General features: G+C 71.8%; 14 protein-coding genes and 1 tRNA gene. 11 read left to right on the top strand and 4 right to left on the bottom strand.

The features are described from left to right. Nucleotides 1-18: 18 nt before the first annotated feature. The 7 genes from ACFY32_RS00370 (at nucleotide 19) to ACFY32_RS00400 (ending at nucleotide 3,755) form a co-directional block, all read left to right on the top strand. Entirely contained in the window at nucleotides 19-486 is a 468-nt protein-coding gene (locus tag ACFY32_RS00370; protein WP_390673033.1) for a tyrosinase family oxidase copper chaperone, read from the top strand. Continuing rightward, the gene (locus ACFY32_RS00375) at nucleotides 470-1,336 is read left to right on the top strand and encodes a tyrosinase family protein (protein ID WP_390673034.1); all 867 of its coding nucleotides are present in this window, start codon (nucleotides 470-472) and stop codon (nucleotides 1,334-1,336) included. Before ACFY32_RS00370 ends, ACFY32_RS00375 begins: the two co-directional genes overlap by 17 nt. 119 nt (nucleotides 1,337-1,455) lie before the next feature. After that, entirely contained in the window at nucleotides 1,456-1,959 is a 504-nt protein-coding gene (locus ACFY32_RS00380; protein ID WP_359192114.1) for a DUF5949 family protein, read from the top strand. Nucleotides 1,960-2,003: 44 nt separating this feature from the next. Next, a complete protein-coding gene (locus ACFY32_RS00385) occupies nucleotides 2,004-2,252 on the top strand; it encodes a hypothetical protein (protein WP_359192111.1) in 249 nt (82 codons plus the stop codon). Nucleotides 2,253-2,396: 144 nt separating this feature from the next. After that, nucleotides 2,397-2,678, top strand: a complete 282-nt coding sequence (locus ACFY32_RS00390; protein WP_359192108.1) for a hypothetical protein — start codon at nucleotides 2,397-2,399, stop codon at nucleotides 2,676-2,678. A gap of 260 nt (nucleotides 2,679-2,938) precedes the next feature. Beyond that, nucleotides 2,939-3,223: a hypothetical protein gene (locus tag ACFY32_RS00395; protein WP_359192106.1), complete on the top strand. Its 285-nt coding sequence runs from the start codon at nucleotides 2,939-2,941 to the stop codon at nucleotides 3,221-3,223. Between the two features lie 250 nt (nucleotides 3,224-3,473). Further along, entirely contained in the window at nucleotides 3,474-3,755 is a 282-nt protein-coding gene (locus ACFY32_RS00400; RefSeq protein ID WP_359192103.1) for a hypothetical protein, read from the top strand. A gap of 193 nt (nucleotides 3,756-3,948) precedes the next feature. On the opposite strand, the gene ACFY32_RS00405 is transcribed toward ACFY32_RS00400, so the two are convergent. Both ACFY32_RS00405 and ACFY32_RS00410 read right to left on the bottom strand, forming a co-directional pair. Continuing rightward, nucleotides 3,949-4,161, bottom strand: coding sequence for a hypothetical protein (locus ACFY32_RS00405; RefSeq protein WP_359192100.1), 213 nt, complete (start codon nucleotides 4,159-4,161; stop codon nucleotides 3,949-3,951). A 330-nt stretch (nucleotides 4,162-4,491) separates the two neighbouring features. Then, nucleotides 4,492-4,567, bottom strand: a tRNA-Arg gene (locus ACFY32_RS00410). A gap of 322 nt (nucleotides 4,568-4,889) precedes the next feature. Here ACFY32_RS00410 and ACFY32_RS00415 point away from each other — a divergent pair. The 4 genes from ACFY32_RS00415 to ACFY32_RS00430 all read left to right on the top strand — a co-directional run bounded on the left by ACFY32_RS00415 (nucleotide 4,890) and on the right by ACFY32_RS00430 (nucleotide 10,954). Further along, nucleotides 4,890-6,497 (top strand): dynamin family protein, encoded by a 1,608-nt coding sequence (locus ACFY32_RS00415; RefSeq protein ID WP_390673035.1) that lies wholly within the window; start codon nucleotides 4,890-4,892, stop codon nucleotides 6,495-6,497. A gap of 3 nt (nucleotides 6,498-6,500) precedes the next feature. Beyond that, nucleotides 6,501-8,510: a GTPase gene (locus tag ACFY32_RS00420; RefSeq protein WP_390673036.1), complete on the top strand. Its 2,010-nt coding sequence runs from the start codon at nucleotides 6,501-6,503 to the stop codon at nucleotides 8,508-8,510. A 258-nt stretch (nucleotides 8,511-8,768) separates the two neighbouring features. Further along, nucleotides 8,769-9,272: a single-stranded DNA-binding protein gene (locus ACFY32_RS00425; RefSeq protein WP_390673037.1), complete on the top strand. Its 504-nt coding sequence runs from the start codon at nucleotides 8,769-8,771 to the stop codon at nucleotides 9,270-9,272. A gap of 269 nt (nucleotides 9,273-9,541) precedes the next feature. Further along, on the top strand, nucleotides 9,542-10,954 hold the full coding sequence (locus ACFY32_RS00430) for a Cys-Gln thioester bond-forming surface protein (RefSeq protein ID WP_390673038.1): 1,413 nt from the start codon (nucleotides 9,542-9,544) through the stop codon (nucleotides 10,952-10,954). Nucleotides 10,955-11,162: 208 nt separating this feature from the next. On the opposite strand, the gene ACFY32_RS00435 is transcribed toward ACFY32_RS00430, so the two are convergent. Together ACFY32_RS00435 and ACFY32_RS00440 are read right to left on the bottom strand one after the other, a co-directional pair. After that, nucleotides 11,163-12,443: a tyrosine-type recombinase/integrase gene (locus ACFY32_RS00435; RefSeq protein ID WP_390673039.1), complete on the bottom strand. Its 1,281-nt coding sequence runs from the start codon at nucleotides 12,441-12,443 to the stop codon at nucleotides 11,163-11,165. Then, complete coding sequence (locus ACFY32_RS00440; protein ID WP_390673040.1) at nucleotides 12,443-12,640, bottom strand: helix-turn-helix transcriptional regulator; 198 nt, start codon at nucleotides 12,638-12,640, stop codon at nucleotides 12,443-12,445. Before ACFY32_RS00440 ends, ACFY32_RS00435 begins: the two co-directional genes overlap by 1 nt.

Raw genomic sequence — 12,640 nt, forward strand, 5'->3', positions numbered from 1 at the left:
CCGGACGAGGAGTCAGACATGGTCGTCAGCGCGGGCGGAACTCCGCGGAACACAGGACGCCAACCGGCCGGCCGCGAGCGCGGCGGACCCCCGGCCGCCACCCGGCGGAGCGTGGTGCGCGGGCTGCTCGCCCCCGCCCTCGCCCTGCCGCTCACCTCCCTGGCCGCCGCCGCCCCGCCCGGGGGCGGCGCCTCCGACGAGCACGACCGCGGCGCCTTCGACGAGCACTACCGCGGGCGCCGCGTCCAGGGCGCCGCGGCCCCGGCCGGAGGCTGGCACGTCACCGTCGACGGACGTCCGCTGCCCCTCATGCGCCGCGCCGACGGCACCTGGCTGAGCACGGTCGACCACTACGGGTCGTACCCCACCCCGCTCGCCGCGGCCCGCGCGGCCGTCGACGAACTGGGTCCCGGACAGCGCCTGCGCACCACCACGGTCCACGGCGGCCACGGACACCAGGGAGGACACCATGGCGTACCGGCGTAAGGACGTCAGCACCCTCACCCGCACCGAGCGGAGCCGGTTCGTCAAGGCGCTGCTGGAGCTGAAACGCCGCGGCGAGTACGACGAGTTCGTACGCATCCACGTCGCGTACTACGTCCCGGACGGCGAGGACGGCCTGCGTACGGCCCACATGGCACCGTCCTTCCTGCCCTGGCACCGCCGGTTCCTGCTGGAGCTGGAACGGGCGCTGCGCCGGGTGGACCCGTCGGTGTCGGTGCCGTACTGGGACTGGACCAAGGACCGCTCCGCCACCGCCGCGCCCTGGACCGCGGACCTGCTCGGCGGCACCGGGCGGCGCTCCGATCTCCGGGTGACCACGGGTCCGTTCGCCCACGCCGGGGGCAAGTGGACCCTCAACGAGAACGTGACCGACACCGAGTACCTCACCCGGGACCTCGGCCGCCCCCGCGCCCCGATCGCCCTGCCCACCCGGCAGGACCTGGAGAGCGCGCTGGCCGACCCGGTCTACGACGCCCACCCCTGGGACTCGACGGCGGCCAAGGGTTTCCGCAACAAGCTGGAGGGATGGGGCCCCGGCCGGGGCAGCGCCTCGTGGCGCAACCACAACCGGGTGCACCGCTGGGTCGGCGGCGCCATGACCGGCGGCGCCGCGGTCAACGACCCGGTCTTCTGGCTGGTGCACGCCTTCATCGACCTGCAGTGGTCCCGCTGGCAGCGCCGCCACCCCGGCGCCCGCTACCTGCCCGCCCAGCCGCCCGGCCGGGACAGCTCCCAGCACGGACGGATCGTCGCCCGGCACGAGAAGCTCCCGCCGTGGGACGTGACCCCGGACGAACTGGAGGACCACAGCGGCATCTACCGCTACGGATGACCCGGGCGCGGGCGTGCTGCGGGGGACTGACACGGAAAGGTGAATGCGGGCACCGGCCTGGCCCAAACGGGTGGAAAGGCTCCGGAAAACCCCCCGAGGCGCCACTAGCATCCGGCCCCATGACCTCTTCGACCACCGCACCCGAAAAGCCGCGGGGCTCCCGTCTGGGAACCCTCACCATCGTCCCGTGGTCCAGCGTCCCCACCACCGAGACCCCCCGGCTGCCGTTCCTCACGGTGTACTCGCTCGGTGACGGCGTCGACGGACCCGGGGCCGGGGAACAGACGATGCGCGCCCACCTGGAGAGGATCGGCCTGCCGGTGACCGGTGAGCTGGTCGAACTGACACAGGAGGCCAGGACCGCCATCACCTTGCTGGTGGAGGCCGAACAGGCCGTGCTCACCATGCCGTTCCTCCAGGTGCAGTGCCCGGTCCCGGCGGCCTGGCAGGACGCCGCGCACCGCAACGGCACCGTCCGTCTGATCTGCCTGACCCGCCCGTGGCCGCACGTCGCTCCGGGCGAGGACGTGACTCCGGAGCAGTTGCGCTCCTTCCTCACCGACGACCACCTCCGGTCGGCCAGCTCCCACTGCATGGTCCCCGTCACCCGCCTGCGCCGCTGACACCAGCGGTCCACCCGTCCACCACTCCACTCGAAGGACTCGACATGCGACGATCCCTTACCGCGGGCATTCTGGCGGCGACGGCACTGGGGTGGGCGGCGACAGGAACCGCCCACGCCGTGGACGTCGCCGACGCGTCCACCCTGAACAGCGTTCCGGGTGTCTCCCCCGACCGGCTGAGCGAGGTGGTCGTGGGAACGCTGGGGCAGCCGGCGAGCCTGGTCGCGCAGGCCGGCGGAGCCGGCGCCCGGCAACTCCTTCCGCAGGCGGGCGAGGCCCTGCGTCTCGTCTGAGCCGCGTTCCCACCGTCAGTCACACGAATCCGGTGTTCGGGTGATTGCCGAACACCGGGAGAAACGTCGAAGCGGAGAAACGGTTAGCGATAGTGCTGCCGTCTTCATCGGACGGCGTCGCCATACGTCAGGAAGGTAAACACCATGGATATGAAGAGGATCGTCGCGGGGTCCATGCTGACCTTGACCGCCACCGGGCTCGCTGCCACGCCGGCCATGGCTGACGAAGAGGTGCACGGCAACTACTCGCAGAACATCGAGATCATCCGCGACATCTGCCCCACCATTCAGGACATCGACGTCCTGACCATCGAGCTTCTGGACGAGGCCCGTGCGTTCCAGTGCAACCACGTCCGCGAGGGGTCGAAGGTGACCGACAGCTCGTCGGCCCCGGCCCTGCCGATCCTCGGAGTCGTCAGGAACTAGGTCTCAGCACCGCTTTTCCCTGGGCCCCGATGCTGTGCGATTCATTCGCACCGCACCGGGGCCTCGTGCTGCGCCCGGCCGGTCCCGCGATCGTCACGCTTGTCCGATGGAACAGCCGCACCCCGCCCCGGACCCGGCCATTGCTGCAAGCGGATGAACCGGGGGCCGACGACGAAACTCCGGGAGCGCGCGCTCGGTTAATGGGCTGTCGGCACTCACCACTAGGTGTCGCGGATTCACGCACAAGGAAGGCAACACGAATGAACGCCAAGAAGGTTCTCGCCGGTTCGATGCTGACGCTGGCTGCTACCGGCGTGGCGGTCTCGCCGGCCATGGCCGACGAAGAGGTGCACGGCCACAACTCGCAGAGCATCGAGATCATCCGCGACATCTGCCCCACGATCCAGGACGTCGACATCCTGACCATCGAGCTTCTGGACGAGGCCCGTGCGTTCCAGTGCAACGAGATCCGCCAGAAGTCGAAGGTGATCGACAGCTCGTCCGCCCCGGCCCTGCCGCTCCTCGGACAGGTCGTCAACGACTGATTTCGGGAAACCGCTCACCTGGTTTCCGCGGAATAACCTCGCAGAGGTAAAGCGCCCCGAACTGTGCGACCAGCCGCGCGGTTCGGGGCCTTTTTCCATGTCGATTCACGGAAACGACCCGGCCGCCCATTGCTGCAAGTGGATGAATCGGGGTCGCGGCGCGGAACCCGACGGGTATGAAGTTGGTTAGTAGGCTGTCGGCACTCGCCACTATGTGCCGCGGTTATCACGCACAAGGAAGGCAACACGAATGAACGCCAAGAAGGTTCTCGCCGGTTCGATGCTGACGCTGGCTGCTACCGGCGTGGCGGTCTCGCCGGCCATGGCCGACGAAGAGGTGCACGGCCACTACTCGCAGAACATCGAGGTCATCCGTGACATCTGCCCCACGATCCAGGACGTCGACATCCTGACCATCGAGATCCTGGACGAGTCCCGCACGTTCCAGTGCAACGAGATCCGTCAGAAGTCGAAGGTCAGCGACGACTCCGCTGCGCCGGCCCTCCCCATCCTCGGAGCTGTCATCGACTGAACGCGGTAGATGAGGCAGGCTCTACTGCTGACGTCGGGGCCGTCGCTCCTGGAGCGGCCCCGACGTAGTGCGCTACGGCTCGCCACACCACTAGCGGGTGTATGTGCGGAAAAGGTCTGAGGCCCCTGATCATGTGATCGAGGGGCCTCAGGCTTTTTCTTCAGCGCGATCCGGAAGCGAACGGACCCCGCGGTCAGTCGGTGACGCTGATGAACGCCTCGTGGCTCAGGGAACCTTCGTAGATGCCGGTGCCGGAAGACGTCCTCAGGGCTTCGAAGGTCCCGCTGGTCTTCTCGGCGGCGACGAGGCGGTCGTGACCCTCGTCGTCGGTCGCGGCGGCACTTCCGGCGCCCAGCGCGACGGCGGCCGCGGCGACGGCCGCGCACGTCAGAAACTTCTTGATCATTTTTTCTCCGGGTTCAGCGGTCGAACCCGTCCCCTGCATGGGACAGGCTTGCGCGGTGATGCTAGCCGCGAAAGCGGGGCGAATTGGGTCAAAAAGGGCGGTCTCACTCTTTCGAGATGAGTGTTGGACCCATTCGGCTCGCAGGGTGCCGCCCTCTGGCCGGGTATCGCGAGAGCGCGGGGCGCGGAGAGCGCGGAGGGCGCGGAGAAGGGGGTCGCGGGGGAGTTGCCGTCCGTGCGGTGCTCGCGGGGAATGGCGGGAAGTCGCCGTCGAGGCGACGCTCGCGGGGAACGCTTCCGCCGAGCGTCGCGGGCCTCCGCGACGGGTCGGTGGCGCCCCCGGCAGGACTCGAACCTGCGGCCAAGCGCTTAGAAGGCGCCTGCTCTATCCACTGAGCTACGGGGGCCAGGTGTGGTGGCCTCGGTCTTCGGTGCCCGGGTGTGGGCCGATCCGTGACGTTGCCGGAGACAAGGATAGGGCTCCCCGCTCCTCGTCCCTGGTGCCTCCCCTCCGTGGCTCGATGTGGAGGTTCGGTGAAGCGGTCCTGATAATCGCAGGTAGGTGCGAATCCCGCATCGCTTTTGACGGCTCCCGCATCGGGTGTTGTGCACTCGTTATGCCTGGCCTGTGTTCTCGCCCCCGTCATCCCTTGCGTCCCAAGTGTCCGGTCGGCGCGCAGACATGCTCATATGCTTCAGAATTCCCCTAAAATTGGGCATTCTTCGCATGTGGTGACCTTGGACGTACGGCCTCAGCTTCTCGACGCACTCTCCGCCCTGCGCGACCGTGTCGCGGCCGCACGCTTCCCGCTGCCCCTCGCGGGGGCGCCACGCGCGCGTGCCAACCGCGACGAGCTGCTCGCCCAGCTCGACGACTACCTGGTGCCCCGGCTCAGAGAACCCGACGCGCCCCTGCTCGCCGTCGTGGGAGGCTCCACCGGGGCGGGGAAGTCCACGCTGGTCAACTCCCTGGTGGGCAGGCGCGTCAGCGAGGCCGGCGTCCTGCGGCCGACCACCCGGACCCCGGTCCTGGTCTGCCACCCGGAGGACCACCACTGGTTCAGCGGCATGCGCGTCCTGCCCGACCTCACGCGCGTGTGGGTGCCCCACCAGGAACCCGGCGAGGACCTGCTGCTGCCCGGCGAGAACGCGGCCCGCGTCCTGCGCGTCGAGACCGCCGACACCCTGCCGCCCGGCCTCGCCCTCCTGGACGCACCCGACATCGACTCCCTGGTCGCCGACAACCGCGTCCTGGCCGCCGAGCTGATCTGCGCCGCCGACATCTGGGTGATGGTCACCACCGCCGCCCGGTACGCCGACGCCGTCCCCTGGCACCTGCTGCGCACCGCCAAGGAGTACGACGCCACCCTGGTCACCGTCCTGGACCGGGTGCCCCACCAGGTGGTGACCGAGGTGTCGCGGCAGTACGCCGCCCTGCTCACCAAGGCCGGGCTCGGCGACGTCCCCCGGTTCACCGTCCCCGAGCTGCCCGAGTCCGCGTGGGGCGGCGGACTGCTGCCCGCCACCGCCGTGGCCCCCCTGCGGACCTGGCTCGTCCACCGCGCCCAGGACCCCGGCGCCCGGCAGCACGTGATGGCCCGTACCGCCTACGGCCTCCTCGACTCCCTGAAGTCCCGGATGCCCGGACTGGCGAGCGCCGCCGCCGCCCAGTACGCCGCCGCCCTGCGGCTCACCGCCGCCGTGGACGGCGCCTACGACAGCGAGCACACGCGCGTGCGGGGCCGCCTCCAGGCGGGCGCGGTGCTCGCCGGGGACGCCCTCAAGCGCTGGCGGGCCTTCCCGCTGGACTGCGACGCCGAGGAACTCCTCGACTCCCTGGTGGAGAGCCTCGGCACCCTCCTGCTGTGCGCCGTGACCGCCGCCGACGAACGCGTCGACGAGGCATGGCGCCGCGAACCGGCCGCCGCCGCCCCCGGCCTCACCGCCCGCGACCCGGCCCCGGACGACGCCGAGCACCGCATCGGGATGGCCGTACGGCGGTGGCGGCGCGAACTGGAGGAGTACGCCGAGGAGGAGACGGGCGCACTCGACCGGAGCCTGGCCCCCGACCCCGGGGTGGTCGCCGCCCTGGTCGCCACCGCGCTGCTCGGCGGACGCCGGGGACGCACCGCGGGGGAGTCCCTCGCCGAGCGGATCGGCGCCCACGGCGCGCTGCGGCTGCGCGACCGGGGCGGACGGCTCCTGGCCGAACACGTCGACCGGATCATGCACCGGGAGCGCGAGCGCCGCCTCGCCCCCCTCGACGCCCTGGAGGTGCACCCCGAACCGCAGGCCGAACTCATCGCCGCGCTGTCCGTACTGCAGAAGGAGAGGTGACCGGTGACCGCCGTCACTGACCAGGACCCCACCGAGCACACCGACCCCACGGGGAACGGCGACGGACCCGCCGACGGACGCGGGAGCCGCAGGGGCCGCAAGGGCTTCGCGCGCCGCGAGCCCACCGCGAACTCGGCGAACTCCGCGAACTCTGCGAACGCCGGGAACTCTGCGAACGCCGGGAACCGCCCGGGGAGCGAGCCGGGCCGGCGCCCCCGGTCGGCCGACGGAGCCCCGGCCGACGGACCTTCGGCCGACGAATCCCCGGCTGACGGACCTCCGGACGGCGGACCCCCGGCCGACGACGAGGACGCCTGGGACGACGGACTGATCGCCCGCCGGGTGAACGAGACCGGCGGCGAGCCGTTCCCCGCCGTCGAGACCCGGCCCGCCGCCCTCGGCCCCGTGCCGGTGACTCCCCTGGCGTACGACGGCCCCCTCAGGTCCCGCCTGGACGCGCTGCGCGAACTGGTCGGGCTCTCCCGCACCCGGCTCGACAGCCGGACCCTCGCGGAGGCGGGCCGGGTCCTGGACGAGGCCGCCGCCCGGCGCCGGCTCTCCGGACAGCACACCGTCGTCGCCCTCGCGGGCGCCACCGGCAGCGGCAAGTCCCAGTTGTTCAACGCCCTGGCCGGCGTCAACATCTCCGAGACCGGCGTCCGCCGCCCGACCACCGCGGCCCCCATCGCGTGCAGTTGGAGCGACGGCGCCGCCACCCTGCTGGACCGGCTCGGCATCCCGGGACGGCTGCGCCGGCGCCCCGTTCAGCCCCCGGACGCCGACCCCCGGCTGCGCGGACTCGTCCTCGTCGACCTGCCCGACCACGACTCCGCCGCCGTACAGCACCGCGAACAGGTGGACCGCGTGCTGGCCCTCGTGGACGCCGTCATCTGGGTCGTCGACCCCGAGAAGTACGCCGACGCCATGCTCCACGAACGCTATCTGCGGCCCATGGCGGGCCACGCCGAGGTCACCTTCGTCGTCCTCAACCAGATCGACCGGCTGCCCGGCGAGGCCGCCGAACAGGTCCTCGACGACCTGCGGCGCCTCCTCGACGAGGACGGCATCGCGCTCGGCGAGTACGGCGAACCCGGCGCCACCGTCATGTCCCTGTCCGCGCTCACCGGGGACGGGGTAGGCGACCTGCGCGAGGCGCTCGGCCAGTTCGTGGCGGAGCGGCAGGCGCCCGCGCGGCGCGTCGCCGCCGACGTGGACGCCGCCGCCTGGCGGCTGCGCCCCGTCTACGTCACCGGGCGGCGCCCCGGGCTCAGCGAGGAGGCCCGGGAGGAGTTCACCGACCGCCTGGCGGACGCGGTGGGCGCCACGGCGGCGGGCGACGCGGCCGAACGCGCCTGGCTGCGCAACGCCAACCGCGCGTGCGGCACGCCCTGGCTGCGGCTGTGGCGCTGGTACCACCAGCGGGGCGAGTCCCCCACCGGGCGGCTTCCGCGGCGCACCCAGGCCGACGAGGAGGCCACCGCACGCCAGCGCGTCGAACAGGCGGTGCGCACGGTCGCCGACCGGGCGTCCACGGGGCTGCCCGCGCCCTGGGCGCAGGCGGTGCGCGAGGCGGCCGTACGCGGCTCCCAGGGACTGCCGGAGGCGCTGGATGAGCTGGCCGCGCGTGCGGGACTGCCGCCGGGGCGTCCGCCGCGGCCCGGGTGGTGGCCGATGGCGGTGCTGGCCCAGGCCGGCATGACCCTGCTCCAGGTGGTCGGGGGCCTGTGGCTGCTCGGCCAGATCGTCGGCCTGCTCCCGCCGAACCTCGGGGTGCCGGTGCTGCTGATGCTCTGCGGGATCGTCGGGGGGCCGCTCATCGAGTGGAGCTGCAAGCTGGCCGCCCGCGGCCCGGCCCGGCGCTACGGCCACGAGGCGGAACGCCGGCTGCGGGAGGCGGCGGCCGGGTGCGGCCGGGCCCGCGTACTCGACCCGGTCGCGGCGGAGTTGCTGCGGTACCGGGAGGTGCGGGAGCAGTACGGGCGGGTGACGGGGGCGGGGGCGCCGGTGGGGTGAGACGGGGGCGGGGGCACGGTGGGGTGACGGGGGCGTCGGCGGGGCGACGGGGCGTCGGCGGGGCGACGGGGCGTCGGCGGGTCCTCGCCGGTGGGGGATCACCCGTCCGGGTGGCCGAGTTGTCCACAGGGCGGCGGTGGTCCACAGCGCCCGGCGGGTCCGGTCCGGCGCGGGCAGTCTGGCCTGACGGCGACCGCCAGGACGCGGCCGCCACAGCCGTACGGGACGGACCCGGCGGCACGGGAGGGGCTGACGACGATGAACGAGACCATGATGTGTGCGGTGGGGAACGTGGCGACCCGGCCGGTGTACCGGGAGCTGGCGAACGGCCCGTCGGCGCGGTTCCGGCTGGCGGTCACCTCGCGCTACTGGGACCGGGAGAAGAACACCTGGGCCGACGGCCACACCAACTTCTTCACGGTGTGGGCCAACCGCCAGCTCGCCACCAACGCGGCCTCCTCGCTGGAGGTGGGCGAACCCGTCATCGTGCAGGGCCGGCTCAAGGTCCGCACCGACGTGCGCGACGGACAGAGCTGGACCTCGGCGGACATCGACGCGGTCGCCATCGGCCACGACCTCGCCCGGGGCACATCGGCCTTCCGCCGGACCGGCCGGCCGGACACGGCGGCCCGGCCCCCGCGCCCGGAACCCGACTGGGAGACACCGGCGGACGGGACGAACCCCGCGGACCCGGAGGCCGAGGCGGAGGCGGAGGCGGAGGCCGAGGCGGAAGGGCGGCCGGAGCCGGTCGCCGTCACTTGAGGCGACGCCGAAGACGTACCGGTGCGGCACGGCTTATCGACGGGTCCACGTCGTTGATCCCGAGAGATCCCCGGAGATTTGTCGACAAGACCTGCTCGCGGCCGGTCCGGCGATAACGATTCCGATTCGGATCGGTGATCGGACCGCTCCCGGGGAAAGGGCGCGGCGCACCACGTCCTTAGGATGCCGAACAGGCCCCGTGGGGCCGCTGATTCTGCTGGTGGGACCGTGCCCCCCACATCAACAGGTCCCGCTCGAAAGGGAATTTGGTGCTCGCTGTCCTCTCAGACCTGACCGTGCCCGGCCGAGGAACGGCGCGACTCGCCGCCGCGACGCTGGTGTCGGTGCTCGCCGCCACCGTGGTGATGTCCGGCGCGGGCCGGGCCGCCGCCGAGGGCACGGCGCAGAGACAGGGCGGGGCGACGGCCACCATGGGCGGCCTGAAGACGTACGGCGACGCGGTGATCCACGGCGAGGACGGGGACCGGGAGGTCCCGGCCGGCCTGTTCGAGATGTCGGTCGAGGGCGGCGGCATGCTGCAGACGTACTGCGTCGACATCCTCAACCCCACCCAGAAGGACGCCAAGTACCAGGAGACCCCCTGGAGCGGCACCTCGCTGGGCACCAACAAGGACGCGGGCCGGGTCCGCTGGATACTGCGGAACTCCTACCCGCAGGTCGACGACCTCGCGGCGCTCGCGAAGAAGGCGGGCGTGAAGGGCGGCCTCACCCGGCAGGACGCGGCGGCCGGGACGCAGGTGGCCATCTGGCGCTACTCGGACCACGCCGACGTGACGGCCGTGGACCCGCAGGCCGAGCGGCTCGCGGACTACCTGGAGAAGAACGCCCGTCCGCTGGCCGAGCCCGCCGCGTCGCTCACCCTCGATCCGCCCTCCCTCTCCGGACACCCGGGGGAGCGGATCGGCCCGGTCACGGTGCGCACCAACGCCGGCCGGGCGACGGTGAGCCCGCCGGCGGACGCCGTCACCAGCGGGGTGCGGATCGTCGACCGCGAGGGCGAGGAGGTCACGGAGGTCCCCGACGGCGGCCGGATCTACTTCGACGTACCCGAGGACGCCGCGGCCGGGACGGCGGCGCTGACCGTGCAGGCGTCCACGACGGTGCCGGTCGGCCGGGCCTTCGCCTCCGAGAGCCGCAGCCAGACGCAGATCCTGGCCGGCTCCAGCGAGTCGACGGTCTCCGCGACGGCCGGCGCGACCTGGGCGGAACAAGGACCGATACCCGCGCTGTCCGCAGCGAAGAACTGCGCCGAGGGCAGCCTGGACATCACCGCGGCCAACAAGGGCGACGAGACGTTCGCCTTCGACCTCCTGGACACCCGCCACCGCATCGCGCCCGACCGGACCCGGACGATCTCCGTCCCCGTCCAGGAGGACCAGCCCTACGACCTCACGGTGCGCGGCCCCGACGGCTTCGAACACCGCTTCACCGGCATCCTCGACTGCCGCACCGAGTCCGACACCCTCGCCGACGTCACCACCCAGACGGTGGTCGAGCCCACCCCCGTCACGGCCGGCGGCGCCGCCGCGGAAGCCAACCTCGCCGAAACCGGCACCTCCGACCTCACCCCGTTCCTCACCGCCACGGCCCTGACCCTCCTGACGGTCGGCGGCACCACCCTGTACGTCCTGCGCCGCAGGAACACCACGGCGGGAAACTGACCCCGTCCCGACTGGCCCCTTCCGGCGCACCGCGGGGGCGAGTCAAGCGGCGACCCGCAGGGGACGAGTAGGAAACCCCAGGTCAGCGCCCCCGCCGGGAACGTATTTCCTCCCAGGGGTGGCGGTGCGGCAAGATGGGGTGTTACTTACCGCGCGAGGGCATGAAAAGGCCCCTCACCAGCGGTTTCCTCGCCGATGAGGGGCCGTGTCAGGCGGCGTGGGCCGTCTGTGGGCCGTGCGGCGTCTCTGGGCCGTGGTGGGCGTGACCGGCGGCCCGGTACATCGCGGAGATGGCTTTCCGGGTCCGCGTCTCGCTGGACGGCATGAGGTGCGTGTAGACCCGGAGGGTGAACCCCGGATCGCTGTGGCCGAGGTAGAGACTCAGGGCCTTGATGCTTTCCCCGGCGTCTAGGAGGACCGAGGCGTAGAAGTGCCGGAGCGCGTGCATACCGTGCTCGCGGGCGGCGGCGTAGCGCTTGCCCTTCTCAGGGATCGGGATGATGCCGGCGGAAGCGAGAGCGGGCTTCCACGCTTGGTCGTTGAACGCCTGGCTCCAGATGGCTGAGCCGATACCGCTCGTGAAGACGAGCCGGTGCGTGACCTTCGGACCGGTCGGCGTCAACCAGGGCAAGGTCACCTCGACGGGTGGGAAGCGCTCCATGTGCTCGCGGAGAGCGGTCGACACCTCGGGATCAAGAGGAACGTCGCGGAGCTTGCCGCGCTTGGGCGGAGCGAAGACGAGTACTCCGCGGACTTTCTTGACCTGCTGACGCACATACAGCCAGCCGAGGTCGCCGATATCGTCGTCGGCAAGTCCGAAGATCTCACCCTGCCGCAGACCACACCCGGCACCCACATCGACCGTGGCCTGGTAGCGGTCAGGAAGGCCCGCCCGTACGCCGAACACCTGCTCAGCCGTCCAGGGCCGAACGCGTGAGGGCGCCGGACGGGGCGCCTTGACTGATCGGACCCGGCAGGGATTCGAGGCCAGGAGCCGGTCATCCACGGCCGCGCTCAGCACTGAGGAAACGGCGTCGAAGATGAGGCGCCGGTACTGCGCCGACGCCACGGCGTCTTCGAGCTGGCGATTCCAGTCGCGGATGTGCTCGGCTTGGAAGGAGCCGATAGGGCGAGAGCCGAGGTACGGCAGGGCGTGAAGGCGGAGCCTGCCTTCCACGGCGGCCCGGCTGGTGAGGTCGGTCGTCAGGGCGGAGAGCCAGCGTTCGGCGTACTCGCGGAACGTGACACGGGCGGCTTTCGGGTCGATGTACTGGCCGCGTGCCATATCGGCCTCGACGTTGGTCAGCCAGGCGTCGGCTAACCGCTTCTGCTTGTCCGGGAAGCTCTTCGACTTCTCGGTCCCGTCCGGGCCGATGTAGCGGGCGCGGTAACGCATCCCGGTGCCGTGGCGGTCGGTCTTGATCCTGCGCGTCTTGCCGTCCGGGCCGGCCTCGGTGCGGTACCAGCGGTCTTGGACGTGGCCGGCCATCAGGCAGCCTCCCCGAGCTGAGAGTCCACCCAGGCGCGCACGTCGTTGGGGTCGAAACGGAGGTGTCGGCCTACGCGGAAGCCACGAGGACCGGTGCGCTTGCGGCGCCACTGATAGACCGTCTCCACGCTGGGCAGCTCGAACATCTCGACCAGGTCATCAGGGGTGAGGAAGCGGTGCGGCAGTTCGGCGGACAT

The organism is Streptomyces sp. NPDC000134 (assembly GCF_042899225.1).
Taxonomy (GTDB): domain Bacteria; phylum Actinomycetota; class Actinomycetes; order Streptomycetales; family Streptomycetaceae; genus Streptomyces.

Excerpts from the sequence above, each read along its gene's own strand:
- ACFY32_RS00440 (WP_390673040.1), bottom strand. The coding sequence starts at position 12,640 with ATGTCCGCCGAACTGCCGCACCGCTTCCTCACCCCTGATGACCTGGTC.
- ACFY32_RS00400 (WP_359192103.1), top strand. The coding sequence starts at position 3,474 with ATGAACGCCAAGAAGGTTCTCGCCGGTTCGATGCTGACGCTGGCTGCT.
- ACFY32_RS00425 (WP_390673037.1), top strand. The coding sequence starts at position 8,769 with ATGAACGAGACCATGATGTGTGCGGTGGGGAACGTGGCGACCCGGCCG.
- ACFY32_RS00370 (WP_390673033.1), top strand. The coding sequence starts at position 19 with ATGGTCGTCAGCGCGGGCGGAACTCCGCGGAACACAGGACGCCAACCG.
- ACFY32_RS00405 (WP_359192100.1), bottom strand. The coding sequence starts at position 4,161 with ATGATCAAGAAGTTTCTGACGTGCGCGGCCGTCGCCGCGGCCGCCGTC.
- ACFY32_RS00435 (WP_390673039.1), bottom strand. The coding sequence starts at position 12,443 with ATGGCCGGCCACGTCCAAGACCGCTGGTACCGCACCGAGGCCGGCCCG.
- ACFY32_RS00380 (WP_359192114.1), top strand. The coding sequence starts at position 1,456 with ATGACCTCTTCGACCACCGCACCCGAAAAGCCGCGGGGCTCCCGTCTG.
- ACFY32_RS00375 (WP_390673034.1), top strand. The coding sequence starts at position 470 with ATGGCGTACCGGCGTAAGGACGTCAGCACCCTCACCCGCACCGAGCGG.
- ACFY32_RS00395 (WP_359192106.1), top strand. The coding sequence starts at position 2,939 with ATGAACGCCAAGAAGGTTCTCGCCGGTTCGATGCTGACGCTGGCTGCT.
- ACFY32_RS00390 (WP_359192108.1), top strand. The coding sequence starts at position 2,397 with ATGGATATGAAGAGGATCGTCGCGGGGTCCATGCTGACCTTGACCGCC.
- ACFY32_RS00385 (WP_359192111.1), top strand. The coding sequence starts at position 2,004 with ATGCGACGATCCCTTACCGCGGGCATTCTGGCGGCGACGGCACTGGGG.